Raw genomic sequence first — 25,299 nt, forward strand, 5'->3', positions numbered from 1 at the left:
GAAAATGAGTTTAAAAAAATTAATAAGTACTAAAACAATGGCAGCTTTAGCGGTAATTCTTACTGCGTTTGCAAGCACCAGTGCTTTTGCCCAAGAAGCCGCCGCAGTCGCTACAGCTAAACCTGTAGATATGGGTCCGATCTATAAGTCAACGTTATTCTATGTATTGTTATTCTTGCTATTGTGCTTATTCATCGCGATAGTTGGTAAAGCAATGAAGGTTTATGAATTAACTCGTGAGAGTGAAGGTAAATCTGAAGGAATTAACTGGGATTTAGTTAACGGAATTATATTCATAGTATTTCTACTAGTAGGTTTATACGGTGTATATTGGGAATATACAGTTCATGGAAACATGATTTTACCTGATGCTGCATCTGAGCATGGTAAGAAAATTGATGAAATGTTTAACATCACATTAATTATTACCACCATTGTATTTATTGCTACGCACATTGTATTATTTGGTTTTGCTTACTTATATAGACATCAAAAAGATAAAAAAGCATATTACTATCCACACAACAATGTTTTAGAACGTATTTGGACGGTTATTCCTGCATTTGTTTTAACCATTTTAGTATTAATGGGCTTTATTACTTGGAGATCGATTTTCTATAAAATTGAAGACCCTAACCATAAACCATTGAGTATTGAAGTAACTTCTTCTCAGTTTCAATGGGATGTTCGTTATCCGGGAGCAGATGGTATAGTTGGTTTAAAGAACTATAAACTAATTACCGCAATAAATGCTTTAGGTATCGATTTTAATGATAAACACAACTTAGATGATCAAGTTGCTGATGAAATTGTACTTCCAGTAAACAAACCAGTTCGTTTTATTTTAACAAGTAAAGACGTTATACATAGTTTTTACTTACCTCATTTTAGAGTACAATTAAATACTGTACCTGGTATGACTTCTTATTTTGAGTTTACGCCTACCATTACTACTGATGAAATGAAGGCTAAAACTAACGACCCTAATTTCAAATATCTATTGCTTTGCGCAAAAATTTGCGGTACTAACCACTTTAACATGCAAAAACCAGTTAGAGTTGTTTCGCAAAAGGAATATGATGAATGGGTGGTTAAACAAGCAACTTATTTAACTAACGATTTGAGAAAGACCTTTAAATTACCTTTACTTGCTGATCCGGCTGCAAAACCAGCAGCAGCTGATACTACAGCAAAAGATACTACTGCAAAAACAAATCAATTAGCTTTAAAAAAATAATAATACTGGAGAGCCCTTATTATGTCAACTATATCACTACAAGATACACACCACCACGATAATCATGATGATCACGGTCATGAGCATCACCAAGATACGTTCTTAACTAAATACGTTTTTAGTCAAGATCATAAAATGATTGCCAAGCAGTTTTTAATAACTGGTATTATTATGGCAGTTATTGCTATGGGTTTATCTATTTTATTTAGATTACAATTAGCATGGCCAGATAAAAGCTTCCCTATTTTAGAAACATTTTTAGGTAAATGGGCAGCTGGTGGCAGAATTAGACCAGATTTTTACTTGGCGCTAGTTACAATACATGGTACCATTATGGTATTCTTTGTACTAACCGCAGGTTTAAGTGGAACGTTTAGTAACTTATTAATTCCATTGCAGGTGGGAGCAAGAGATATGGCATCGCCATTCTTAAACATGCTTTCTTACTGGTTCTTCTTTACTGCTTGTGTAATTATGATGGGTTCATTCTTTATACAAACAGGTCCTGCAAGTGCTGGTTGGACGGTATATCCGCCTTTATCGGCTGTTCCAAAAGCAATCCCGGGTTCTGGATTAGGTATGACGATGTGGTTAATTAGTATGGTGCTTTTCGTAGCGTCATCATTAATGGGTGGTATTAACTATGTTAGTACAATCTTAAACATGCGTACCAAAGGAATGGATCTTTGGAAAATGCCTTTAACAATTTGGGCGTTCTTCTTAACCGCAGTCTTAGGTATATTATCATTCCCTGTATTAGTTGCGGGTGTAGTATTATTAGTATTCGACCGTAGTTTTGGTACAAGTTTCTATCTATCAGACATTGTAATAGGTACACAAATTTTACCTAACGAAGGTGGTTCGCCAATTTTATGGCAGCATTTATTCTGGTTCTTAGGTCACCCAGAGGTATATATTGTAATTATGCCGGCAATGGGTATTTCATCAGAAATTATTTCTGTAAACTCTAGAAAACCAATTTTCGGTTACCATGCCATGATTTATTCATTAATTGGTATCACAATATTATCATTTATCGTTTGGGGTCACCACATGTTTGTAACAGGTATGAATCCGTTACTAGGTGGGGTATTTATGATCACTACCTTGATTATTGCGGTTCCATCTGCAGTAAAAACATTTAACTGGTTAGCCACGTTGTGGAGAGGTAATATTAGATTTACGCCAGGAATGTTATTTGCTATCGGTATGGTTTCATTCTTTATCTCTGGTGGTTTAACTGGTATTTGGTTAGGTAATGCAGCGTTAGATATTAACTTACACGATACGTATTTCGTAGTAGCTCACTTCCACTTGGTAATGGGTTCTGCTGCAATATTTGGTATGCTTGCAGGTGTTTATCACTGGTTCCCAAGAATGTTTGGTCGCTTAATGGATAAAAAATTAGGTTATTTACACTTCTGGATTACGTTTACTTGTGCATACTTAGTATTCTTCCCACTGCACTTTTTAGGTTTAGATGGTGTACCTCGTCGTTATTACGCATTTACAGAATTTGAGTTTATGCAAAAATGGTTAACCGTGAATGTATTGGTAACTTGGTCGGCAATTATAGCTGGTTTAGCTCAAGTAGCATTCTTGTTTAACTTCTTCTATTCGATATTTAAAGGTAAAAAATCAACTCAAAACCCTTGGGGTGCAAATACATTAGAATGGACTGCTCCAGTTGAGCGTTTACATGGTAACTGGCCAGGTGAAATTCCAACAGTATACCGTTGGCCATATGATTATAGCAAACCAGGTGCTGAGGAAGATTTTATTCCGCAAACTATTCCTTTCTCTCAAACCATGAGCTCTAACTTGCCACATGATTTTGAAGGAAACACAGAAGCTGAAAAAATTCAGGCAGATTGGGAATTTAATAACAAACCCGCCAAAGACACAGAATAGCAGGTATTATTCTGTATAATAATATAGATAAGGTATCTGCTGAAGTAATTAACTTGCAACAGATACCTTATTTTTTTAATCTATCACACATCAAATGATTGCTAAATCTGAAAATAGATTTATTAGATTAAACTTTATTAGTATTGTTGTAACACTAATGGTCATTTTGGCTGGAGGAATTGTTCGCAGTACTGGTTCTGGTATGGGTTGTCCTGATTGGCCAAAGTGTTTTGATCAGTATATCCCGCCGACTTCTGCATCACAATTACCAGCTAATTACAAAGAAAAATTTGTAGCGCAACGCTTAGCTAAAAACGAACGGTTTGCTAAGACCTTAGAAAAACTAGGCAAGGCTGATTTAGCAGATAGTATTAGACATGATGCTTCCATTGCACAACCTGAAGCTTTTAATGTTGCAAATACTTGGACGGAATATGGAAATAGATTAGTAGGTGTAGCCGCAGGTTTTTGTTTGGTTCTATTGGTTTTTTATTCATTTGCGTTTAAGAAATCAGCTAAAAGGATTATCGTATTAAGTGTTCTGAATCTATTACTTATTGGTTTTCAAGGATGGTTAGGCGCCATTGTAGTATCAACGAATTTAACACAGTGGGTGGTAACGGTACACATGTTATTGGCCTTGGTAATTTTGGGTATTTTAATTTATACCTATAATTATGCTAAAATGCTGCACAAAGAACGCAGTGTAATCATGTACCGTATTTTATGGCTAAAAGGATTTTTGGCTTTTACCATTATCATCACCATTGTACAAATTATATTAGGTACAGAAGTGCGTGAAAGCGTAGATGTAGTTGCCAAATCACTGCAATTTAATGGGCGAAATACTTGGGTTAGTAAGGTTGGTTCTATATTTTCTTACCATAGGGATTTAGCAATTTTGGTAACCATTTGCAATTTTATAGTGTACAAAATGGTGATAGATCGTTTTAGTGGTAAAGGTTGGCCTTTATTAACTGCTAATTACATCATGATAACATTGGTAGTACAAGTTGCTTCAGGCTTTTTACTGTCGTATTTATCATTACCGCCATACGCACAAGCGATACATATTTTATTTGCCACGATATTATTTAGCCTACAATATTATTTATACCTATTAGTTTACCGTACAGCTACTTATAAACCCAATTAAATTGAAACAATTTTTTTCAGACTTCTCGAAACTAATCAAATTCAGACTTACCTTTTTGGTAGTGTTTTCTGCATCGGTTACGTTTTTAATTGGTTCTAAAATTCAGATTGATAGAGGCATAGCACCAGGGATTAACTGGACTAATTGGCTGATTTTAATTGTGGGTGGATTTCTAGTTACAGCTGCTGCAAATTGTTTCAATGAAATTATTGAAAAGGATTTGGATAAGTTGATGACCAGAACCAAAGATAGACCAATGCCAGCTGGTAGAATGACAACAGGACAAGGCTTGGTACTTGGTTTAATTATGGGAATGGCGGGTACTTCGTTATTGGTGAAATTGAATCCAGAAACAGGTATACTTTCTGTTTTCTCTATTTTATTATACGCCTTTGCTTATACGCCATTAAAAAGAAAATCGCCAATTGCTGTATTTGTGGGAGCAATTCCGGGTGCTTTGCCACCACTTATCGGCTATATTGCTGCTATTGGAGGACAATCTGAAGTGGGATATGTTCCTGTTGATTATCAGATTGCATTAATTCTATTTTTAATCCAATTTGTATGGCAATTCCCTCACTTTTGGGCTATTGCTTGGGTATTAGATGATGATTATAAAAAAGCTGGTTTTAGATTATTACCAACCAAAAAAAGAGATAGAACAAGTGCTGTATTTACTTTTGTGAGTACATTGATTTTGATACCAGTAAGTTTATTGCCAACTTTTTACGGTTTTGGCGGATATTATATAGCTGGAGTATCTATACTAGCTGGACTTGTGTTTAGCTATTTTGCCTACCAAATGATGGTGAAAATGGATTTGCCGAGCGCAAGAAAAGTGATGTTCTGCTCGTTTTTTTACATCCCCTTGGTACAAGTGGTTTTATTATTTAATTTGATAGTTTAACAATATTAAAATGGTGCATACTTTGCAACAAAAAGAATTTAAGTTTGATGCTAAACCCAAAAAGTTTGTGGTGTGGTTATTTGTAGTTTCATCTACCATTATGTTTGGTGGTTGGACAAGTTATTATATCGTGTTCGCAGCATCTAAAGGAAAAGGTCATGGCTTAGTATTGCCAGATGCTTTTATGTATAGCACCGCAGTTTTAGTTGCAAGCAGCGTTACTCTTTTCTTAGCTTCAAGAGCGTTGAGAAATGGGAATAAAAAATCGCAGCAATTATTTTTATGGATTACTCTAGCATTAGGCTTAATTTTCGCCTATTTGCAATTTCAAGGCTGGACAGGATTATACCGTAGTGGAGCGGTTTTAATCAATAATAATGCGGCAATATCTTTAATTTATATTGTATCGGGTTTCCACTTATTACACATTTTTGCAGGTATTTGCTTTATCTTAAATACTTTAATTGGTTCTTATAAAGAGATTCCATTAGAGAAAGCCGTTTATCGTCAAGAAATTACCTCTATTTTTTGGCATTTTATAGATATATTATGGATATATCTGTATGTTTTTTTACTTTTGAACAGTTAGATTTTTTAACAAACTATTATACTATTACTAAATGGATTCATTATCGAAATTAGACCAAGTTAAAACCACTCCATGGGCTGGCGGACATTCTCCCTGGAACGTAGAATATGGTAAAATAATGATGTGGTTTTTCTTATTATCAGATGCCTTTACATTCTCGTCATTATTGGTTTATTATGGTGCGCAACGTTTTACTAAGTTTACTTGGCCTGCACCAGACAAGGTGTTTCAATCTATTCCAGGTATAACCGATCACGGTGCTCCACTTGTATTTGTGGGTTTAATGACTTTTATTTTGATTATGAGTTCGGTAACCATGGTACTAGCGGTAGAAGCTGGTCATCGCCGTGCAAAAAAAGAAGTAATTGGATGGATGATTGCAACTATTATTGGTGGTTTAATGTTCTTAGGCTGTCAGGCTATAGAATGGACACACTTACACCATGAAGGTTTTTGGTGGGGTACTATTCCATCTGCAGAAGAGTTAACCCATTTCTTTAACGGCCCTGTTTCTACAGTTGCTGCACAACAATTTGCAAACTTATTCTTTACTATTACTGGTTTCCACGGTTTCCACGTATTTAGTGGTGTGGTTATCAATATCATCATTTTATGTATGACAATTAACGGAACTTTCGAGAAACGTGGTCATTATTTAATGGTGGAAAAAGTAGGTTTATATTGGCACTTTGTAGATTTAGTTTGGGTGTTTGTATTTACATTCTTCTATCTAGTTTAATTACTCTTTTAAAAAAAATATTATGTCAGAACAACACATACATACTACTGATGAACATGCACACGGCGAGCATGAAGGAATGACGAAGAAAAAGATCTGGAAAGTTTTCGGTATTTTACTACTGATTACTGTGATTGAGTTTATCATCGCTTTGTGGGCAATTCCTCAAGGCCACCTTACACAACATACAGGTAATTATATTTATATCGGCTTAACCTTAATTAAAGCATTTTACATTGTAGCTTACTTTATGCACTTAAAGTTCGAAAAACGAGGACTACAATTAGCGCTTACGGTTTCCTTTATATTTATTATTTATTTCATTACGTTAATGCTTATTGAAGGTGGTTATCTTCACGTTCACATGCCAAAGGTTTAATGAATTATCCCATAAAAAAAATATTAATCCTGGTCACCATATTAGCGGTACCGGGATTTTTATATTATTTACTTCAGGAAAAGGGAAAAAACAGATATAAACCCTTAGCTATTTATGGTGCAAAACAAGTTGCATCAACCTTTCATTCGGTAAGAGGTAAGCAAATACCAGATACCATTTATCACAAAGTGGAAGACTTTAAGTTAGTTAACCAAAAGTCTGATACAGTAAGCTGGAAAAATTACGAGGGTAAAATTATCCTTGCTCATCTGTTTTATACTAGCGGAGGAAATTACGGAATTGATGTTGCTAATAAAGCATTGGGAGTTCTGAATAAGGAGTACGTAAAAAATACCATGGTCCATTTTATAGGTTTAACTATGGATTCTGAACATGACCAACCAGCTGTTTTAGCAGATTATGCAGATAAGCTAAAAGCTAAAGCGGGTAAATGGGATTTGTTGACAGGCGATAGCACAGTAATTAATCAATTCATCAAAAAGGGATTATTATTAGATGCATTGAAATCAACAGAAAACGGACAAACTAAATTTACGTTTAGCAATATGTTTGTTTTGTTAGATCCACAGCATAGAATAAGAGGGTATTACGAAGCCACAAATCAAGAAGCAATATCTAAACTAGACGATGAAATTAAAGTTTTGATTGCTGAAGAGTTAAGGAACATGAAAGATGGACGATAGATTAGTCAATAGTCAATAGTCAATAGTCAATAGTCAATAGTCAATAGTCAATAGTCAATAGTCAATAGTCAATAGTCAATAGTCAATAGTCAATAGTCAATAGTCAATAGTCAATGAAATTTGGCTAAACAAGTTAGGACAATTAATATGAATACCTCAGTAGAACAAAAATATAATAAATGGATAATTGTATTATCTGTAGCAATACCACTAGTTGTTGCCTTGCTTTTTGGCATTAATTTAAGAAAGCTAGGTTATGATGTACAACCACTTTCTTTTTTACCACCAATTTATGCAACCATTAATGGGATAACTGCAGTTGTATTAGTTCTTGCAGTTTTGGCTATTAAGAATGGCAAACGAAAGCTGCACGAAAACCTAATGAAGTTTGCAATATGTCTTTCTGTTTTGTTTTTAGGGATGTATGTTGCTTACCACATGACATCAGATTCTACTAAATTTGGCGGTGAAGGTGCTATCAAATACATTTACTATTTCATTTTAATAACACACATCTGTTTATCGGTTATCATTATCCCGTTTGTATTGGTAACGTATGTGAGAGCCTTAGCTCAACGTTTTGATAAGCATAAAAAAATTGCGAAAATCACATTTCCAATGTGGTTGTATGTAGCAGTAACAGGTGTAATTGTATATCTCATGATATCGCCATATTATAATTTTTAAAAGCAGTTTTATTTTTTAATGGGTATATTTGTTGCCATGAAAAAAGGTATAGTTTTTCTATTTATTATCCTGTTAAGCTTTTCATTTAGCCCAGCGGTAAAAGCACAATGTTCTATGTGCACCATTAATGCCGAACAGAGCACTAAAAATGGGAATACACAAGGAAAAGGGCTTAATTCTGGCATCATTTATCTTTTAGTAATTCCTTATATTTTAATGACAGGAATTGGTGTTTTGTGGTATAGAAATTACCGTAAGAAAGTTGCATCTGCACCGATAACTAACTAATTTTTCTTCATCAAGCTTTTGCTGCCATGGGTCATTCTACAAAGAAAACACCTAAACTCTATGCGCTTCTAAAAGGAAAATGCCCGCATTGTAGAAGAGGAGCAATATTTACAGGAAGTATTTACGGTTTCAATATTCAACGCACCAATTACAAATGTGCTCATTGCGGGCAACGGTTTGAAATAGAACCGGGCTATTTTTATGCAGCCATGTACGTGAGTTATGCCATGAATATGGTAGAAATGATTACTATGGGTTTTGCCACTTATTATCTCTCTGATGGAAGATTAGATTTCGACTCATTGTGGCTGTATGTAGGTGTCATTTTTTTAGGTTCACTTTTTTTATCTCCCTTAAATTATCGATATTCACGTATAATTTTACTGCATTTGCTATCGCCTAAAATTAAGTACAATGCAAATTTTGATAAGCCATGATTAAACCTAAAACCTTATCCTTTTTAACTGAACTTTCCAAAAATAATAACCGCGAATGGTTTGCAGAAAACAAGTATTTGTATGAGGAAGCAAAAGCAGATTTATTTCCATTCATAGCGCAGCTGATAAAAGAGCTTGCTGCAATTGATCCACAGTTTTCTGCAGATACAGAGCCTAAAAAAGCATTAATGCGTATCTATCGCGATGTACGTTTTAGCAAAAACAAAGATCCTTATAAAAAGAACTACGGAATTGCTTTTGATGTAAAAGGATATGGGCCAAATACAGCCGCATATTACCTTCATTTGCAACCAGGAAACTCTTTTTTCGGCGTAGGCTTTTGGCAACCAGAGTCTTCCGTATTAAAAATGATTAGAGAAGAAATTGATTACAATACTTCCGAATTTTTAGACGTTATCAATGCAAAAGAATTTAAAAATACATATAGACTTAGTCAAGAAGATAAACTGAAAAAAGCACCAAAGGGATATGAAGTTACACATCCAGAAATTGAATTATTAAAGTTGAAAAGCTTTATTGCAATTTATTCAATAGCGGATGAAGAGTTTTTTAAACCTACCATCGTTGATAAGTTAATAACTGCTTTTAAAACTATCCAACCATTTGTTCTATTTTTGAGAAAAGCCACCACAGTATAATTATGAGAAAAATCGCCCTGCTTGCAATATTAGTATTATTTGTTACCGCTATTAGTTCTTGCGTAATATTATCACCTAAAAAATATAAAGCCTTATTGTCAAAACAAGATTCATTAAGTACTGGCTGGACAGAATCTCAGCTTAAAAACGAAAGTTTAGAACAGTTAATTGCTCGTTTAAAAACGGATACTACAAACTTAACTGGGCAATTAAACGACTTAAAATCTCAATACAGTGAAATGGATGCCAACTATAATAAGTTACGCAGCAATAGCTCTACAGAGATTAATAAACTTTCTGATGATTTAAAAAAACGTGAACAGCGCTTAAAAGAAGTAGAAGAAGTTTTACGCAAACGCGATGAAGCCACAAACCAATTAAAAGCAAAACTACAAGAAGCATTGCTGGGCTTTACTAAAAGCGGATTAACAGTTGAAATTAAAAATGGCAAAGTATATGTTTCGTTAACGGATAAATTATTATTCCCATCGGGTAGTATTATTATTGATGAAAAAGGTAAACAAGCGTTAACGCAATTAGCCACCGTATTAAAACAACAACCAGAAATTAATATCGCGGTAGAAGGTCATACCGATTCTCAAAAAATCACTAACCTTGGACAAATTAAAGATAACTGGGATTTAAGTGTGCTTAGATCTACATCGGTAGTTCGGTTTTTAACAGACGAGCAAAAAGTAGAAAGTGTTAGAATGACGGCAACAGGTAAAGGAGAGTTTCAGCCTTTAGGTCCAAATACAACAGCAGAAAGTCGTAGCAAAAACCGTAGAATAGAAATTGTACTTTCTCCTAAATTGGATGAATTGTATAATTTGATAAAACAATAATTGTTTTATCATTCATAGTTAGTTTTGTCATTCAGAGCGCAGCGAAGAATCTATTATTAAACAAGCTAGAGATTCTTCGCTGCGCTCTGAATGACAATAGCAATAGGAGGCTTTTTCCCGCATTACGATTCCCATTTTCATGGGAATGACGAGCAAAATTCTTCGCTGCGCTCTGAATGACAAAGGAGGCTTAAAAAGGACTTTTTAAATCTTTAAAATTACCTAAAACCAAATCTTTATCAGATAATAAAAATTCGTTTGCATTAACTTGCTCGCTCCAATTTATATTTAATGTTGGGTCGTTCCACATTATGCCGATTTCAGAACTCTTATCGTAGTAATTAGTTACTTTATACGTGAAAATGGTATTGTCTTCTAACGTAAGAAATCCATGTAAAAAGCCTGGGGGCATCCATAGTTGTTTATGATTTTCGCCACTTAATTCTAGTGCAAAATGCTCGCCGTATGTAGCTGAGTTTTTACGAATATCAACAGCAACATCTAATACACTTCCTTGCAGTACACGAACTAATTTGCCTTGTGCAAAAGGAGGTGCTTGCGCATGTAAGCCGCGTAAAGTTCCTTTTTGAGAAAAGGATTGATTATCCTGCACAAATACAGCATTTATACCTACTTCCGAAAATGATTTTGCACTATAACTCTCGTAAAAATAACCGCGTGGGTCTTTCCAAATTTTCGGTTCAATTACAAGAAGGTCTTTTATTGGGGTTTCTATGATGTTCATATTAGGCTACAAATTCCATTAATGTGCGAAAAGCAACAAATCTATTTTCGAATTTACTTTGCAAATCTGTTTGCAAAGTTGGGGCGTAATTTTGCTGATAATCTTCATAAGCTTCCAGCGTTTCTGCAACATATTGTGTACAATACGTTACTCCCTCATTTGGCGAATCTAATACCTTTAATAAACGATTGGAAACAAATTTTCCAGTTGCCATTACCTCAGGAATATGGATTTCTAACATCCATTGCAACCACTCTTCTGCAGCTGCATCTTCTATAATTACGGTTACATTATATAATAACATGGTACAAAGATATAATTAAGTGCCTACATTATCACCACGGATATTTCTAAAACGTTTCCGCGCTTCTGCATTAAACATACTGCCTGGGTAATCATTCATTAATTGTTGATACAATTTCTTAGCCTCATCGGGATTATTTAGTTTTTTCTCTAAAATATCCGCCAGTGTAAACAAGGCATCATCAATCCAAATGCTATTATTTTGAGTTGTAATTAATTCTTTTAGCACAGTAACCGCTTTATTTAGCTCACTAGTTTTGATATAAATTTTAGCTTTTGCCATTAAAATATCATCTATTAAACTGTTGTTCGGATAGGTAATATCAATGCTATCTAATTTACGTAATGCTTGGTCGGAAAGGTTCATAAACTGCAGCATTTCTGCATCAGCATACATTTTTAGCGCTAAACTATCATTCTTGCTTTGCAAATTATCTGATAATAAAAGACTTAAATTCAGAGCATCGTTTGCAATTAACTGCGTGGTAGATGCTTTTAAAACATCTGCTTGAGATTTAGCATAATCAAAATCGCCCACATAAAAATTAAGTCTTGCGGAGCGATACCGGGCTTCATTACCAATGGGTTGATTTTCGAATTGCTTAGCCACTTGTTCATAAACCAAAATTGCTTCCCATGGTTGCTTGGTTAAAATGTAAATATCACCTAAGTCTATTTTTACCTGACCAACATCAGCATTAGAAATCCCTTGAATTTTTAAAGCTTCTTCCAAAGTGGCTTCTGCTTTCTTCAAATCATTTAAATAATAAGCTTGCAAATACGCAAGTTTTTTTAAAGCGAAAAGTGTTTGTGGAATCTTACCATATTTAGTTAAAACATCTTCGTATTCAGTAGCTAATAGCTGAATTGCCTGTTTATCAAATTTTCCAGCAACTGCTAATTCATATTTGGCATCAATAAGTTCAATCTTAGCTTGCACATATAGCTCGTTCTCTGGTCCTTTTGTTAAAATATATTCGTACGCTTTTATGGCAGTAGAAAATGCTTTGTTTGCGGTAAAAGTATCAGCTGTATTAAATAATAATGTTCCATCACCTTTGGTACGTTTATCTTGTGCAATTAATTGCCTTAATGCCATCTCGTAATCTTGCTGTTGGATATATTGCCAGGTGAGTAGTTCTGTATAAATTTCCGTTTGTGGATCTTTTTGTATCTTTTTAAGTAAAGCTGCTTGCAATAATTGATAATCAGTATTGTCTTCAAACACAGAGGATAAAACGTTTTCTGCTTGTGGTAATAATTGAGGAGTGATAGGCAAAGCATTCAAATATTCCTCTATGAGCATTTTTTTATCTTTTTTAAATCGATAAATACTCAGCAATTCATAAACAAACATTTGCTCATCACCAAATAATTTTCTGCCTTGCAAAAAGGCTACAATTGCCATATCATATGCTTCGAAACGATAAAAACTATTGGCTAATTCTCTAAATTTATACTCGTCTTTTGGTGTGTTGTTTATCGCATCCTGAAATAATTTGTTGGCATCAACTATGCGACCATTTTCTTGATAAACCCTACCTAATGCAACTGTATATTGTGTTTTTGTTGGATATTGTTTAATCAGTTTTTTAAGGAAGCTTTCTGCCTCAGTATATTTTTTTATTTTAATGAGCGAAGTAAAATAAAGCTCGAAGTAAGTATCGTTTTTAGTGGTGTTAAATAATTTCTCTAATAAAACTGCCGCCTTCTCATACTCTGCTTGTTGGTAATACTGATACGCCAAAGCCTCATCCACATTATCTTGCGCATGCAATAAAAAATAAGAGCAAGTTAAAAAGCAGATTAAGATAAATTTTTTCATTAAAATAGATAAACTTGTAGTTTAAATTTAAGTATTTAGTACACAGTTTAGGCTTGCTTGCTAAAATAACGAAAATTGTTAAAGCGTATTCTAAATGTTACTCATATTTTATTTGATTAAAGTGCAATGTTGCTACATTGAGACTTGGAACACTGTTTAGAGATAAGTAACAATATTACTATTTAATGCCTTTGCCAAATAGGGTTGCTTATTTTTGTATACGATTTAACTATGACGATGATTGTGAAGAGATATGTTTGGATAATGCTTGTTGCACTCTTTTTTGCCTGTAAACAGGAGAATAAGGTTGCAATTATTCCTGTTGATGATTTTTTTAAATCGCAAGATAAAGCTACATATCGTATTTCTCCCGATGGTAAAAGTCTTTCTTACTTGAAGTTACAAGACAAAAAGCAAAATCTTTTTGTAGAAGATATTGCTACAGGAAAAGTGGTTCAGCTGACGCATTTACATGAAAAAAATATCAATTTTTATTCGTGGGTAAGTAATAACGAGTTAATTTATTACAAAGAAAAAGCTGGGGAACGTTTTCAGTCTGACCTTTTTATTATTAATAAAGAAGGTACAAAAGAAAGACAATTAGGAAGTAACGAAAAGAGCAGGATTAGAGTTTTAGAAGATCAATTAATTGAAGATAAGTTTTTGTTGGTGCTTTCTAATAGAAGAGATTCTACTGTTTCTGATGTTTATCGTTTAAATGTTAGAGATGGAAAAATGGAGATGGCAGCCCAAAATCCAGGTAATATTACCAATTGGATGACAGATTCGAGAGGTAAACTTCGCATGGCAGTTTCAAGCGATGGCGTAAATGAAACCTTGTTGTATCGAGAAAATGAAGAGCAAGAATTAAAACCAATTATTACCAATAACTTTAAAACAACGCTATTTCCAGTTGCATTTTCTGAGGATAAACCCAATATTATTTACGCTATATCTAATGTAAATAGAGATAAAAATGCCTTAATAGAATTAGATTGTACTACGGGAAAAGAGAAAAGTGTACTTTTTGCAAACGATACCTTAAATGTTGTTGATGCACAATATTCTAGGCAAAAAGGCAAAATGGCTTATGTAGTTTATGAAACCTGGAAAAAGGAAAAACATTATTTGGATGATGATGCAAAGATTCTTTATCAAAAATTGGATAAACTATTGCCAAAAACAGAATCGCGAATAATTGATAGAGATAAAAACGAAAATGTATTTGTAGTTAGAACATTTACCGATAGAAACCCTGGATCTTATTATTTATATAGTGCTAATTCTGGTACGTTAAAAAAACTAAGCGATATTAATTCTGCAATTAATGTAGAGCAAATGTGCGAAATGAAACCCATTAGTTATATAGCTAGAGATGGGTTGAAAATAAACGGATATTTAACATTGCCCTTAAATACAAGTGCTAAAGATCTGCCTGTTGTAGTAATGCCACATAATGGCCCTGGACTACGTAATACTTGGGGATTTAATGCTGAAGTACAATTTTTAGCGAATAGGGGTTATGCGGTTTTGCAAGTAAATTACCGTGGATCTACAGGTTATGGAAAGAGTTTTTACGCTGCTGGATTTAAACAATGGGGTGCTAAAATACAAGACGATGTTGATGACGGCGTACAATGGTTAATTAATAGAAAGATTGCTAATCCTCAAAAAATAGCAATTTATGGTAGTGGTTTTGGAGGTTATATCGCTTTAAATGGTGCTATTAAAAGCCCGAAATTGTATAAATGTGCAGCATCAAATTCTGGCGTACTTAATTTATTCAGTTATTTAAAATCAATTCCACCGTACTTTAAATCGAATTTGCAAATGTATTACGATGTTTTAGGCAATCCAGATACGGATGTAGATTATATGCGCCAAGCATCACCAGTGTTTCATGCCGATAAAATTAATATTCCTATCTTTATTACTCAAAATATTAAAGACCCACGCATTAACTCAAGTGATGCGATACAATTCGTTAAAGAATTGAAAAAGCGTAATGCGCCAGTTACTTATTTTGAAAAGGAAGAAACTCCTTTTGCTATGAACCGCGAAGAAAGCCGTCAGAAAGTTTACACCGCTTTAGAGCAGTTTTTAGAAAGTAATTTGAAGAAGAAATAACCCGTTAAATCAACAATGGTTTCAGAAAAGGATAGTGGTTATCGAAAGAATTTTTCACTGATAGTAACGTTTATTGTCTTAATTTCTATCCTATTTATCCTTTCCCTTTTTTTAGCTTTTAATTTCAGTAAAAAGAATATTGAAAATGATTTTGTATCGGCCAAAGCCAATGTACTCGAAGAAAGTATAAAACCATACAATGATTTCTTTTTAAATAAACTGCCCGAAATTTCATATTACAACGGTTATTTAGATTCGGCAACGGCTTCTAAATTTGTTGATACGGTTTTACTGCAATATCCATTTGTGTCTAAAGTGATTTTTTACGATACACAGGTAAAAAATGTAAAATACGAAGAAAACGGGCTTAACATAGGCGATTTTTCCATAGGGATGAAAAACGTATATCAGTTTGGAAGCCTTGTGCCTAAAGATTCGATAAAGCTTTTTGGAGAAAATGAAGTTAGGAAAAATGTTAGTCTTGATGATTTTACAGCACTTTCTATCAAACTCATCAACTTTGTGCAAAAATTGGATACTACAAAAGTGCCAAGTCAGGAAGAGCTATTTAGTAATTTCACAAACATCCGTTCTAATCACATCGATTATTTTAATATTCCTAGTCATGAGTTGTTAAAAACCTACAAAAAGATGGTAACAACGAAACTAGAATCTGATCCTGTTTACGAGCAGGATATGCTTTCTTTTCAGTTAGATCCATATAAAATCAAGATTAAAAACTCCAGACCGTTATTATATCAAAATATTAGAATTGAACCAGTTACGTATGACCCTTTAGATACTTCATCAGAATATATTACTGGAGAAATTACGCTAGGAGGGCCTTTTTCAGATTATAAACTGTATTTTATTTCATCCAAATCATTTGTAAAAAAGGAGATATTCAGTTTTTTCTTGCCAATAGCAGCATTGTTATTGCTGGTTTATGGCGTATTGATATTGGTTGCTTTTTTAATTTATCGAAACTTAAATATCAACCATAAAATGTTTAAGCTGCAATATGACTTCGTTACAAATCTTACGCACGAGTTTAAAACGCCAGTTAGTGTAATTAAAATTGCTGGAAATAACATTAAAAGTGCGGCAAGTTTAACCGAACGGGAACAACAATTGTATGGTAAAATATTAGATGAGGAAGCTGATAAACTGAATGGTTTGATGAATAAATTGCTGGCGTTTACGCAGATAGAAAATAAGGCAATTACTTTAAATCAGGATGAAGTAAATATAGAGGAGTTTATTGAAAGTACAATTGATGTACACCAATTAAAACATCCAGATTTTGAATTTACCTACGAAGTTTCGGGCTTTAAAACATTTATAACAGATCCAGTTTTATTGGGTAGTTTGTTTGATAATTTAGTAGAGAATTCCTACAAATATTCTCCACCAGATCGTAAAAAACTGCACATTAGTGCTCGGTTAATTAAAGATAGGATTGTACTTCGATTTAAAGATGCAGGGATTGGTATTCCATCCTCAGAAATAAATAATATCTTTAAAAAGTTTTATCGTATTCAAAACCGATACAACCAAAATGGAAGCGTAGGTTTGGGCTTGGCTTTCTGTAAGGAACTTGTTAACTTTATGAACGGCGATATCTCGGTAAAAAGTGTTGTAGATAAAGGAACAGAATTTAAAATTGTACTACCCTATATTAATTGAAATGTTGTAAGATTTTATTGTTGTAATGTTGTTGTACAGCTTTCCAACTTTTTAACTTTCCAACTTTAAAACAAATAAATATGTCTAAAGGAATAAAAATACTGATAGTTGAAGATGATGAAAATTTACGTTTTTTAGTCGTTCATCGTTTGCAAGCAGAAGGATATCAAGTACTCGAAAATAGCGATGGTATAACTGCTGTAGAAACTATTACTGCTGAAAAGCCAGATATTGTGTTGTTAGATTGGATGTTACCTGGCAAAGAAGGTGCAGAGGTTTGTGAAGAGGTTCGCAAAACAGGTTATGAAGGTTTAATTATCATGATGACTGCAAAAGCGCAAGATGTAGATAAAATTGATGCGTATAATTTTGGCGCTTCAGATTATGTAACTAAACCATTTAATATGGATGTTTTAGTAGCGATGTTAGATAGCAAAGTTAAATTTTTGCTGAATAATGATCGTTCAGAAATTCATCGTTTTGGTAATATGGAACATCATCCAAATATTCATACGTTATATCGTGATGGTAAAAAAATTGAGCTTACTATTTTAGAAAATAGAATATTATTATACTTTTTGCGTAATCCGAATAAAGTAATTAATCGCGATGAATTGATGCTGGTAGTTTGGGGTTATAACTCTGACGTAAATACGCGTACACTTGATATGCACATTGTTAGATTGCGTAAAAAAATAGAACTTAATCCAGATAACCCTCAGTTATTGCAAACAGTACGCGGTATAGGTTATCGCTTTAACGCGGGGTAGTTAGAGGTAAAAGGTTGAGGGTTGTAAGGTCGGTCTACCGCCATCCTGAATTTATCAGTTGCTTCTATTGATTTCTGTCTTGAAGAGAGCTTCGCTGTTTATTTCAGCACATTTTCCATCATAAAAGACTTTGAAATGAACTAAGGTTAATAGAACTACAAATTTTAAATGGGGTGCCTTTTTACATTATTGCATTAGTTTTGCTCTTTTTGATATGTAACCACAAGTGGCATAAATTAAATATTATACATAATATTAGGCTTTATTTCTATTTTTGATAAGTGCATTCATTCGCTAAGTTTATCAAATCTATATTTTTTGGCAATTATTTTGTCGGTATACTCGCTGTTGCATTAACCATTGAGGCTTGTTTGCAATTAGGCTTACCATTCCCTTCTCTAACTTATTTTTTGTTATTATTTATTTCGCCAACTGTGTATTATACTTATGCGTATAGTGGGCAAACTACATTAAATGCTTCAGGCAATTTAAGGGCTAAATGGTATGCTAACAATAAAACATTTGTTAAATACAGTCAATGGGTTTTGTTTGCAATTTCTATGCTATTGGCTACCTATTTATTTATTAAAAATTTAGATAGCATTTTAGCATTACCTAAAGATTATTGGTTAAGTATTTTTGCTATTTTATTTGCTGGAGGCTTTTACTATAGTTTATTGCCAAAGTTGTTTTTTAATTTAAACCTACGCAACACAGGATGGTTAAAAGCTTTTATAATTGGTTTTGTATGGGCGTGTTGTGCTAATGTGCTCTTACTCATCATTCTTAAAATAGAATTAGGTATTAATGATAACGATTGGCCTTTGTGGATTTGGCTTTTTGTTAAGAATTGGATGTTTTGCACTGTAAATGCTATTATATTTGATATTAAAGACTACCCAACAGATGCAAATAAAGACCTGAGAACTTTTGCTGTTCGCTATGGTTTGCGAACTACCATTTTTTATATTCTTTTACCACTTTTAGTAATTGGATTGCTTTCATTTTACATTTTTGCATATTATAGAGACTTCAATTTTTTGCAATTATTTTTTAATACTTTACCTTTCGTGGCTACTATAGTCGTAGCATTTAGTATGCGTAAACGACAACAAATTTTGTATTATTTAATGGTTGTTGATGGATTAATATTATTTAAAGCCATTTGTGGTATTTTAGGGATAGTTTTATATGCATTCTAATTCACAGTTCTCTTATGATAAAATTGCCAAGAGGTACGATTTTTTGAGCCGATTGGTATTTTTTAAAGCACAAGTAAATGCCCAAATTAATCAACTTCCTTATTTAAATAATTGTACACATATTCTAATTGTTGGTGGTGGCACAGGGTGGATATTAAAACATTTGGATAGCCTTAAACAAACAATGCAAATTGTTTATGTAGAAACGTCATTAAAAATGATTGAATTGGCAAAAAAAATAGAAACTAAAAATAGGGTGCATTTTGTGCATGTAGATATTGAAAAATTTCAACACTCAAATCTTTTCGATGCAGTTTTAACTCCTTTTCTATTCGATAATTTTGATAATGAAAAAGCAAAAAATGTATTTAATAAAATAAACACTATGCTAATACCCAATGCTATTTGGCTTTATACCGATTTTTATGTGCCAGAAAAAGGGGGGGCTTGGAAAAAAGCAATTTTAAAATCAATGCACATTTTTTTTAGAGTTATAAATGTTGTAAACGTAACACATTTGGTTAATGTAAACTCTTTTTTTGCAAATGTCTTTACTAAAATAGAAGAAAGAGGGTATTACGCTAATTTTATTAAAGCTATTATTTATAGAAAAACTAGCCCCTAGTTAACTCAAATATTGTAATTTCTGGTAAAATTCCTACACGTCCCGGATAGCCCAAGAAACCGTAACCTACATTTACATATAATTGCTGCGCTTTTTCTCTGTAAAGTCCTGCCCATTCTTTGTAAATATACTGCACTGGGCTCCACTGAAATTCTTTTAACCTAACGCCAAATTGCATACCATGAGTGTGACCGCTAAACATGGCATCTACATCTTGATATTTTTCTAAAACTTCGCCACGCCAATGTGATGGATCATGAGAAAGGAGTAATTTAACAGGTAAATCTTCGGTGTTTTTATATGCTAATTCCATCTTTCCATATTTAGGAAAGCGACCCATTCCCCAATTTTCTATACCCAAAATTCCAATTTCTTCGCCATCAACTTTTAAGCGTCTATTTTCATTCATTAATAAATCATAACCCATTAATTTATGGGTGGTAATCATGTCTTGTAGGTTTTTAACCTTAGCAGGAGAACTTTCCTTCCCAAAATAATAATCACCATAATCGTGGTTACCTAAAGTAGAATAAACACCTAATGGCGCTTTAACTTTAGAGAAAATATCTTGATAATCTTTAACCTCATTGGTTAGGTTATTTACCAAATCTCCAGTAAAGAAAATAAAGTCTGGTTTTTCTGCCAAAAGCATTTCTACACCCCCCTTCACAGCAGTTTTATTGTAAAAACTACCCGAATGGATATCGGATATTTGCCCTAATTTAATGCCGTCAAAGGCTTTTGGTAAATTAGGAAGAACGAGTTTTACTCTTTTTATTTTATAATCGTATGCGCCAGAAATAATGCCCCAACTTAAAGAACTTAAAGGAACTGCCGCTGCTACAAGTCCAGCTTTTACTAAAAAAGAAGAACGACTAATAGGCTCGTCAATTGGTTGCTTAGTTGTTTGGCTGTTTGGTTGTTTTGTTTTAGCTAAGCGGATTAATTTAATGGAAAATCTCCTTAAATCATCGATTAATAAAAATGGCAGCATGAAAACTTTTCCAACAGTTAACAAGAAAAAAGCAACTAAAATAATTGCTCGTGCCGTTAGAAATAAATTGAGAAAAATGGCCGAAAAAACACCAATTATTAACAGAATATTAATCGTCCACCAAGTAATAGTGAAATTTCTGATTCGCTTAGCAGACCATTTTTTGAAAACGCTAATAATGGCTTTGTAGCAGTAAAAATCTAGTAAAAGAACTACTAGGCAAAGTATAGTTAAAAATCCTGTTCTTCCCATTTGTGGTGTAAAAGTAGTAATATAATAAAGATTAAGGAGTAGGTTGCTTACCGAAAATCATCTTCGTCCTCGTCGGTTAAATCTACGTTGAAAAGACTATCAAACATATCCGAAAAACCGAAACCACTAGTTAAGTAATTTTTGCTCAATTGTGAAAATTCTGCTAAGCCATGTAATACAAATTCCATCAATAAAAGCGTTTGGTTTTCGCTTAGTTTGGGGTGAAATTTCTGAACTAATTCATTTAATCCCTCCACATCCATTAACCTTTTTTTGTATTGATCCAACTTCAAATCATCAGCAATATCTATCGTATTACCTTCGGTAAACCATTCGGTAATTTTTGTATATGGATTAGCAGTTTTGCTTTTTTTAGCTCTTTCTGGATCTGGGAAATAACGAGCAAATAAATGCTTAATTGCTTTTCCTATTAACGTATGTGCAACTTTGGCCGGACCTTCTAATTCGCCCTCGTAAACTAATTCGATTTTACCGGTAACCGCAGGGATAATTCCACTTAAATCTGCTAAACGCACAAAAGTTGATTTTTCATGATTAATCAGCATTCTTCGCTCTGCGTTACTAATTAAATTCTCATATGCTGAGATAGTCAAACGAGCAGAAACACCAGATTTTTGATCAATAAATTCACTTTTACGTGCCTCAAAAGCAACTTGTTCAATTAAATCTTTTAGTAATCCATCAACTTCAATTAAACGTTGTTCATCAGTCAATTTTGCTTCTTGGAAAGTAATTTTTCGAGAAATTTCTACAGTTTTTGGATAATGTGTTAAAATTTGACTTTCAATTCTATCTTTTAGAGGAGTTACGATGCTACCGCGATTGGTATAATCTTCTGGATTTGCAGTAAATACAAATTGAATATCTAGTGGTAAACGCAATTTGAAACCACGAATTTGAATGTCTTTTTCTTGTAGCATATTAAATAGGGCCACCTGAATACGAGCTTGTAAATCGGGTAATTCATTAATCACAAATATTCCGCGATGCGCTCTTGGAATTAACCCAAAATGGATTACACGTTCATCATTATACGTTAATTTTAAAGTTGCTGCTTTGATCGGATCAACATCGCCAATTAAATCGGCAACGGTAACATCTGGTGTAGCCAATTTTTCTGTATAACGGTCATTACGGTGTTGCCATAAAATTGGTGTGTCATCGCCTTTTTGTGCTATCTCGTTTTTAGCATACCATGAAATAGGATTTAAAGGATCGTCAAAAATCTCACTTGCTGCAACGTAAGGAATATATTCGTCTAACAAATTTACCATTAAACGAGCAATTCTAGTTTTCGCCTGACCACGTAAACCTAATAACAAAACATTATGTCTTGATAAAATAGCAGTTTGCAATTCTGGGATAACGGTTTCATCGTAACCAAGAATTCCCTCAAAACCAAGCTCTTTTTGTTGAAGTTGTTTAATCAGATTTTTTCTTAATTCGTCTTTAACGCTAAGTGAAATATAGTTGGAGGCTTTTAATTCGCCTAATGTTTTAATATCCATTTGATGTATAAATGTTTCTGACTTTTAGTTTCCTCTAAAAGTTTTTCTTCTGTTTTTAATATAATCTTCAAAAATGTATTCGCCCAAACCAGTTAATGAACTATAAAAAGCTCTACCACCATTAACTTGCGTAAACTGTCTTACAAACTGTTGCAAATAAGGGTCTTGTGCAATCATAAAGGTAGTAATTGGAATGTTTAAACGTTTACATTGCGCTGCCATATTTAAGGTTTTTCCAATTACTTTTCTATCCAAACCCATACTATTTTTATAATACCGACCATTTTCCTTTAAACAAGTTGGTTTTCCATCGGTAATCATAAATATTTGCTTGTTATGAGTTTTTCTACGACGCAATAAATCTGTCGCTAATTCTAATCCTGCTAAGGTATTGGTATGGTAAGGGCCAACTTGTAAATAGGGTAAATCTTTAATCGTGATAGGCCAAGCATCGTTTCCAAAAACTACAATATCTAATGTATCTTTTGGATATTTGGTTTTAATCAGCTCTGCTAAAGCCATTGCAGTTTTTTTTGCAGGTGTAATTCTGTCTTCACCGTATAAAATCATAGAATGAGAAATATCTATCATTAACACAGTTGATGTTAACGTTTTATAATCTTTTTCTTCGACTTCTAAATCCTTTTCTGTTAGCGTAAAATTACTAATACCATGATTTATTTGCGCATTTTGGATCGACGCCGTCATGTCGATTTGGTCTAAACTATCGCCAAAATTGTATTCACGGCGATCGGCATTTTTTTCTTCTCCAATACCTGAAATATTACTGTTATGATTTCCTTTTCCAGCTTTTTTTAACTTGCCAAATATTTCTTCTAATGCAGATTTTCGAATGGTTTGTTCAGTTTTTGCAGTGATTTTAACTTCACCATTTTCCTCTTTGAGATAGCCTTTTTCTTTCAAATCCTCAATGAAATCGCCCATAGCATATTCATTATTGGTGAATTTGTATTGCTTATCAAGCTCGTTCATCCAGGCCAAAGTTTCTCCAGCATCGCCAGCAGTATAATTAAGTAGTTCGGTAAAAAGCTTAAGCAATTCATCGAAACCACCTTTTGGCAATTCGTTTGGTAAAAATTTTGAAAATTGAAATCCTCTCATGTTTATGATAAACGCAGTACCGAAGGTAAAAGTTTGAGAATGAACTAATGTTATGGACTTGTAAAAATAGCTTGCTATATTTAAAGATGAAAAAATTAATACTAGTGCTGATTTGCTTATTTTCCTTACAAGCTCAAGCACAAAAAGTTGATGATAAACAAGCTGTTTTGAACCTTTTAGAGAAGCAGCGAGCCGATTGGAATAAAGGTGATGTTGAGGCTTACATGCAAGGTTATTGGAAAAGCGATAGCTTATTATTTGTAGGGAAAAGCGGACCAACGTATGGATGGCAAAAAACATTAGATAATTATAAAAAAGGTTACCCAGATAAAGCTGCGATGGGTTTTTTAATTTTTGGAATTAAAAAAGTAGAGTTTTTAACTAAAGATAAAGCTTTTGTTTTAGGAAGCTGGAATGTGAAACGTGAAAAAGATGAATTAAAAGGTTATTTCACGCTTTTACTGCGCAAAATAAATGGCGTTTGGAAAGTTGTAGTTGATCATAGTAGTTAACGTAAAAAACAAAAAAGGTCAAAACAATTATTGCTTTGACCTTTAAACTATCTTTATAAAGAATCTATTTTGGACTTCCGTTTTTTAAAGCTCTTTCTGCTCGTTTAACAGCTAATTTTTCTCTCCATTGCGCATAAGGAGCTTTAAAAGCCATTTTCAATAAACTATCTACACCACCTTTAATGGCCAAATTGAAAACGCTTGCTGCTTTTCTACTTAAAGATGCATCCCAAGCTCTTAAACTTAAAGAGAAAGAACCGTCCAAATATTTCATCCAGTGCCACATACCAGTTGGCATAAATAAAGTATCACCGTGTTCTAAAAAAACTTCGTAACCTTCTACGCCATTTAAGGCAGGGAATTTTTCGAAATCTGGATTAGCAACATCATAATCTTCTAATGCATATGTTGCATTTGGAATACAGTATAAACGTTTTTTCCATTTATTATCAAATAGAATGATGTGCTTTCTTCCACCAAAATGAGTATGGAAAAGATGAGGTAAATCTATATCGTAATGTAAAAAAGTAACAGAGTTAGAACCACCAAAAAACATGGCTGGCATGCTTTCTATGAAGCCACCCATTAAATCTTTAGGGATTTTAATATCGTTAATTAAACTTGGAACATGCTTAAACAAATTAAAAAAGAAGATCCGTAACTCGGTAGGCTCTCTTTTAATCAAGTCCAAATAATCGCCAAATTTCATGCTAGCAATAGATGCATTAATTGGTTTTGTAGGATCAGCCTTAGAATTATCAACCAAATTAACTTCAATATCGCCACCAATTTCCTTTAAATAATCGGTCGTCCATTTTTCACGGGCTGGCCAATCTTTTGTTAATCCTTTAATTATTAGTGGTTTTCTAGCGTCCAAATAGTTTTTTTTAAAATCTTCTGGGCTAATGGTTTCAACGGTGTCAACTGGTTTTAAAATAAAGCTCATAGTATGGCAATAAGATTAAATTTTGTGGTTAAGCAATCAGCTATCCAAATACAAAAATGTAAATTAAAATTTAAAATGTGTAGGCATTAGTTATAAAATGTTAAGACGATGATAATTTGATGT

At 33.4% G+C, this 25,299-nt stretch carries 26 protein-coding genes; 19 read left to right on the top strand and 7 right to left on the bottom strand.

All coding sequences use genetic code 11. The features are described 5' to 3' along the window. Positions 1-4: 4 nt before the first annotated feature. From GM921_RS14225 to GM921_RS14285, 13 genes are all read left to right on the top strand, one after another. Positions 5-1,237 (top strand): cytochrome c oxidase subunit II, encoded by a 1,233-nt coding sequence (locus GM921_RS14225; protein ID WP_182923295.1) that lies wholly within the window; start codon positions 5-7, stop codon positions 1,235-1,237. Between the two features lie 21 nt (positions 1,238-1,258). Next, positions 1,259-3,148 (top strand): cytochrome c oxidase subunit I, encoded by a 1,890-nt coding sequence (locus GM921_RS14230; protein WP_182923296.1) that lies wholly within the window; start codon positions 1,259-1,261, stop codon positions 3,146-3,148. 94 nt (positions 3,149-3,242) lie between these two features. After that, entirely contained in the window at positions 3,243-4,304 is a 1,062-nt protein-coding gene (locus GM921_RS14235) for a COX15/CtaA family protein (RefSeq protein ID WP_182923297.1), read from the top strand. A 1-nt stretch (position 4,305) separates the two neighbouring features. Beyond that, complete coding sequence (gene cyoE, locus GM921_RS14240; protein WP_182923298.1) at positions 4,306-5,211, top strand: heme o synthase; 906 nt, start codon at positions 4,306-4,308, stop codon at positions 5,209-5,211. Positions 5,212-5,221: 10 nt separating this feature from the next. After that, positions 5,222-5,800 (top strand): cytochrome c oxidase subunit 3, encoded by a 579-nt coding sequence (locus tag GM921_RS14245; protein WP_182923299.1) that lies wholly within the window; start codon positions 5,222-5,224, stop codon positions 5,798-5,800. A 31-nt stretch (positions 5,801-5,831) separates the two neighbouring features. Further along, complete coding sequence (locus GM921_RS14250; protein ID WP_182923300.1) at positions 5,832-6,539, top strand: cytochrome c oxidase subunit 3; 708 nt, start codon at positions 5,832-5,834, stop codon at positions 6,537-6,539. A gap of 22 nt (positions 6,540-6,561) precedes the next feature. Next, the gene (locus GM921_RS14255; protein ID WP_182923301.1) at positions 6,562-6,918 is read left to right on the top strand and encodes a cytochrome C oxidase subunit IV family protein; all 357 of its coding nucleotides are present in this window, start codon (positions 6,562-6,564) and stop codon (positions 6,916-6,918) included. Then, positions 6,918-7,622 (top strand): SCO family protein, encoded by a 705-nt coding sequence (locus GM921_RS14260; protein WP_182923302.1) that lies wholly within the window; start codon positions 6,918-6,920, stop codon positions 7,620-7,622. The genes GM921_RS14255 and GM921_RS14260 overlap by 1 nt, the downstream gene beginning before the upstream one ends. A gap of 147 nt (positions 7,623-7,769) precedes the next feature. Then, positions 7,770-8,309, top strand: a complete 540-nt coding sequence (locus GM921_RS14265; RefSeq protein WP_182923303.1) for a DUF420 domain-containing protein — start codon at positions 7,770-7,772, stop codon at positions 8,307-8,309. 36 nt (positions 8,310-8,345) lie between these two features. Then, positions 8,346-8,597 carry a hypothetical protein gene (locus tag GM921_RS14270; RefSeq protein WP_182923304.1) on the top strand — a complete coding sequence of 84 codons (252 nt, stop codon included), beginning with the start codon at positions 8,346-8,348 and terminating at the stop codon, positions 8,595-8,597. 26 nt (positions 8,598-8,623) lie between these two features. Continuing rightward, positions 8,624-9,034: a DUF983 domain-containing protein gene (locus GM921_RS14275; RefSeq protein ID WP_182923305.1), complete on the top strand. Its 411-nt coding sequence runs from the start codon at positions 8,624-8,626 to the stop codon at positions 9,032-9,034. After that, entirely contained in the window at positions 9,031-9,693 is a 663-nt protein-coding gene (locus GM921_RS14280; protein ID WP_182923306.1) for a DUF2461 domain-containing protein, read from the top strand. Before GM921_RS14275 ends, GM921_RS14280 begins: the two co-directional genes overlap by 4 nt. A gap of 2 nt (positions 9,694-9,695) precedes the next feature. Next, positions 9,696-10,538 (top strand): OmpA/MotB family protein, encoded by an 843-nt coding sequence (locus GM921_RS14285; protein WP_182923307.1) that lies wholly within the window; start codon positions 9,696-9,698, stop codon positions 10,536-10,538. A 190-nt stretch (positions 10,539-10,728) separates the two neighbouring features. On the opposite strand, the gene rfbC is transcribed toward GM921_RS14285, so the two are convergent. From rfbC to GM921_RS14300, 3 genes are read right to left on the bottom strand one after another with little or no spacing between them, the layout of a single operon-like run. After that, a complete protein-coding gene (gene rfbC, locus GM921_RS14290) occupies positions 10,729-11,283 on the bottom strand; it encodes a dTDP-4-dehydrorhamnose 3,5-epimerase (RefSeq protein WP_182923308.1) in 555 nt (184 codons plus the stop codon). Between the two features lies 1 nt (position 11,284). Continuing rightward, positions 11,285-11,587: a DUF4286 family protein gene (locus GM921_RS14295; protein WP_182923309.1), complete on the bottom strand. Its 303-nt coding sequence runs from the start codon at positions 11,585-11,587 to the stop codon at positions 11,285-11,287. 15 nt (positions 11,588-11,602) lie between these two features. Continuing rightward, on the bottom strand, positions 11,603-13,411 hold the full coding sequence (locus GM921_RS14300; protein WP_182923310.1) for a tetratricopeptide repeat protein: 1,809 nt from the start codon (positions 13,409-13,411) through the stop codon (positions 11,603-11,605). A 237-nt stretch (positions 13,412-13,648) separates the two neighbouring features. Between GM921_RS14300 and GM921_RS14305 the strand changes: the two genes are divergently transcribed. From GM921_RS14305 to GM921_RS14325, 5 genes are all read left to right on the top strand, one after another. Further along, the gene (locus GM921_RS14305) at positions 13,649-15,538 is read left to right on the top strand and encodes a S9 family peptidase (RefSeq protein WP_182923311.1); all 1,890 of its coding nucleotides are present in this window, start codon (positions 13,649-13,651) and stop codon (positions 15,536-15,538) included. Positions 15,539-15,553: 15 nt separating this feature from the next. After that, positions 15,554-17,224, top strand: coding sequence for a sensor histidine kinase (locus GM921_RS14310; RefSeq protein ID WP_182923312.1), 1,671 nt, complete (start codon positions 15,554-15,556; stop codon positions 17,222-17,224). 80 nt (positions 17,225-17,304) lie between these two features. After that, entirely contained in the window at positions 17,305-17,994 is a 690-nt protein-coding gene (locus tag GM921_RS14315; RefSeq protein ID WP_182923313.1) for a response regulator transcription factor, read from the top strand. A gap of 410 nt (positions 17,995-18,404) precedes the next feature. Continuing rightward, positions 18,405-19,196 (top strand): UbiA prenyltransferase family protein, encoded by a 792-nt coding sequence (locus tag GM921_RS14320; RefSeq protein WP_202985664.1) that lies wholly within the window; start codon positions 18,405-18,407, stop codon positions 19,194-19,196. Further along, positions 19,186-19,821, top strand: a complete 636-nt coding sequence (locus GM921_RS14325) for a class I SAM-dependent methyltransferase (RefSeq protein WP_182923315.1) — start codon at positions 19,186-19,188, stop codon at positions 19,819-19,821. Before GM921_RS14320 ends, GM921_RS14325 begins: the two co-directional genes overlap by 11 nt. Here the strand turns inward: GM921_RS14325 and GM921_RS14330 are convergent. From GM921_RS14330 to GM921_RS14340, 3 genes are read right to left on the bottom strand one after another with little or no spacing between them, the layout of a single operon-like run. Beyond that, complete coding sequence (locus GM921_RS14330; RefSeq protein WP_182923316.1) at positions 19,811-21,067, bottom strand: metallophosphoesterase; 1,257 nt, start codon at positions 21,065-21,067, stop codon at positions 19,811-19,813. The genes GM921_RS14325 and GM921_RS14330 overlap by 11 nt on opposite strands. 47 nt (positions 21,068-21,114) lie before the next feature. After that, a complete protein-coding gene (locus tag GM921_RS14335; RefSeq protein ID WP_182923317.1) occupies positions 21,115-22,596 on the bottom strand; it encodes a sigma 54-interacting transcriptional regulator in 1,482 nt (493 codons plus the stop codon). Between the two features lie 24 nt (positions 22,597-22,620). After that, the gene (locus GM921_RS14340; RefSeq protein ID WP_182923318.1) at positions 22,621-23,718 is read right to left on the bottom strand and encodes a vWA domain-containing protein; all 1,098 of its coding nucleotides are present in this window, start codon (positions 23,716-23,718) and stop codon (positions 22,621-22,623) included. Between the two features lie 86 nt (positions 23,719-23,804). On the opposite strand from GM921_RS14340, the gene GM921_RS14345 reads away from it, so the two are divergent. Continuing rightward, complete coding sequence (locus tag GM921_RS14345; protein WP_182923319.1) at positions 23,805-24,230, top strand: YybH family protein; 426 nt, start codon at positions 23,805-23,807, stop codon at positions 24,228-24,230. A 64-nt stretch (positions 24,231-24,294) separates the two neighbouring features. On the opposite strand, the gene GM921_RS14350 is transcribed toward GM921_RS14345, so the two are convergent. Further along, positions 24,295-25,176 carry a cupin-like domain-containing protein gene (locus tag GM921_RS14350; protein WP_182923320.1) on the bottom strand — a complete coding sequence of 294 codons (882 nt, stop codon included), beginning with the start codon at positions 25,174-25,176 and terminating at the stop codon, positions 24,295-24,297. Positions 25,177-25,299 lie beyond the last annotated feature (123 nt).

The sequence above is a fragment of the Pedobacter planticolens genome, from assembly GCF_014172375.1.
Classification (GTDB): Bacteria; Bacteroidota; Bacteroidia; order Sphingobacteriales; family Sphingobacteriaceae; genus Pedobacter; species Pedobacter planticolens.

What these genes read in the sequence shown, in the direction of transcription:
- GM921_RS14225 (WP_182923295.1), top strand. Translation starts at nt 5, where the DNA reads ATGAGTTTAAAAAAATTAATAAGTACTAAAACAATGGCAGCTTTAGCG.
- GM921_RS14230 (WP_182923296.1), top strand. Translation starts at nt 1,259, where the DNA reads ATGTCAACTATATCACTACAAGATACACACCACCACGATAATCATGAT.
- GM921_RS14235 (WP_182923297.1), top strand. Translation starts at nt 3,243, where the DNA reads ATGATTGCTAAATCTGAAAATAGATTTATTAGATTAAACTTTATTAGT.
- GM921_RS14245 (WP_182923299.1), top strand. Translation starts at nt 5,222, where the DNA reads ATGGTGCATACTTTGCAACAAAAAGAATTTAAGTTTGATGCTAAACCC.
- GM921_RS14250 (WP_182923300.1), top strand. Translation starts at nt 5,832, where the DNA reads ATGGATTCATTATCGAAATTAGACCAAGTTAAAACCACTCCATGGGCT.
- GM921_RS14255 (WP_182923301.1), top strand. Translation starts at nt 6,562, where the DNA reads ATGTCAGAACAACACATACATACTACTGATGAACATGCACACGGCGAG.
- GM921_RS14260 (WP_182923302.1), top strand. Translation starts at nt 6,918, where the DNA reads ATGAATTATCCCATAAAAAAAATATTAATCCTGGTCACCATATTAGCG.
- GM921_RS14265 (WP_182923303.1), top strand. Translation starts at nt 7,770, where the DNA reads ATGAATACCTCAGTAGAACAAAAATATAATAAATGGATAATTGTATTA.
- GM921_RS14270 (WP_182923304.1), top strand. Translation starts at nt 8,346, where the DNA reads ATGAAAAAAGGTATAGTTTTTCTATTTATTATCCTGTTAAGCTTTTCA.
- GM921_RS14275 (WP_182923305.1), top strand. Translation starts at nt 8,624, where the DNA reads ATGGGTCATTCTACAAAGAAAACACCTAAACTCTATGCGCTTCTAAAA.
- GM921_RS14280 (WP_182923306.1), top strand. Translation starts at nt 9,031, where the DNA reads ATGATTAAACCTAAAACCTTATCCTTTTTAACTGAACTTTCCAAAAAT.
- GM921_RS14285 (WP_182923307.1), top strand. Translation starts at nt 9,696, where the DNA reads ATGAGAAAAATCGCCCTGCTTGCAATATTAGTATTATTTGTTACCGCT.
- rfbC (WP_182923308.1), bottom strand. Translation starts at nt 11,283, where the DNA reads ATGAACATCATAGAAACCCCAATAAAAGACCTTCTTGTAATTGAACCG.
- GM921_RS14295 (WP_182923309.1), bottom strand. Translation starts at nt 11,587, where the DNA reads ATGTTATTATATAATGTAACCGTAATTATAGAAGATGCAGCTGCAGAA.
- GM921_RS14300 (WP_182923310.1), bottom strand. Translation starts at nt 13,411, where the DNA reads ATGAAAAAATTTATCTTAATCTGCTTTTTAACTTGCTCTTATTTTTTA.
- GM921_RS14305 (WP_182923311.1), top strand. Translation starts at nt 13,649, where the DNA reads ATGATTGTGAAGAGATATGTTTGGATAATGCTTGTTGCACTCTTTTTT.
- GM921_RS14310 (WP_182923312.1), top strand. Translation starts at nt 15,554, where the DNA reads ATGGTTTCAGAAAAGGATAGTGGTTATCGAAAGAATTTTTCACTGATA.
- GM921_RS14315 (WP_182923313.1), top strand. Translation starts at nt 17,305, where the DNA reads ATGTCTAAAGGAATAAAAATACTGATAGTTGAAGATGATGAAAATTTA.
- GM921_RS14325 (WP_182923315.1), top strand. Translation starts at nt 19,186, where the DNA reads ATGCATTCTAATTCACAGTTCTCTTATGATAAAATTGCCAAGAGGTAC.
- GM921_RS14330 (WP_182923316.1), bottom strand. Translation starts at nt 21,067, where the DNA reads ATGGGAAGAACAGGATTTTTAACTATACTTTGCCTAGTAGTTCTTTTA.
- GM921_RS14335 (WP_182923317.1), bottom strand. Translation starts at nt 22,596, where the DNA reads ATGGATATTAAAACATTAGGCGAATTAAAAGCCTCCAACTATATTTCA.
- GM921_RS14340 (WP_182923318.1), bottom strand. Translation starts at nt 23,718, where the DNA reads ATGAGAGGATTTCAATTTTCAAAATTTTTACCAAACGAATTGCCAAAA.
- GM921_RS14345 (WP_182923319.1), top strand. Translation starts at nt 23,805, where the DNA reads ATGAAAAAATTAATACTAGTGCTGATTTGCTTATTTTCCTTACAAGCT.
- GM921_RS14350 (WP_182923320.1), bottom strand. Translation starts at nt 25,176, where the DNA reads ATGAGCTTTATTTTAAAACCAGTTGACACCGTTGAAACCATTAGCCCA.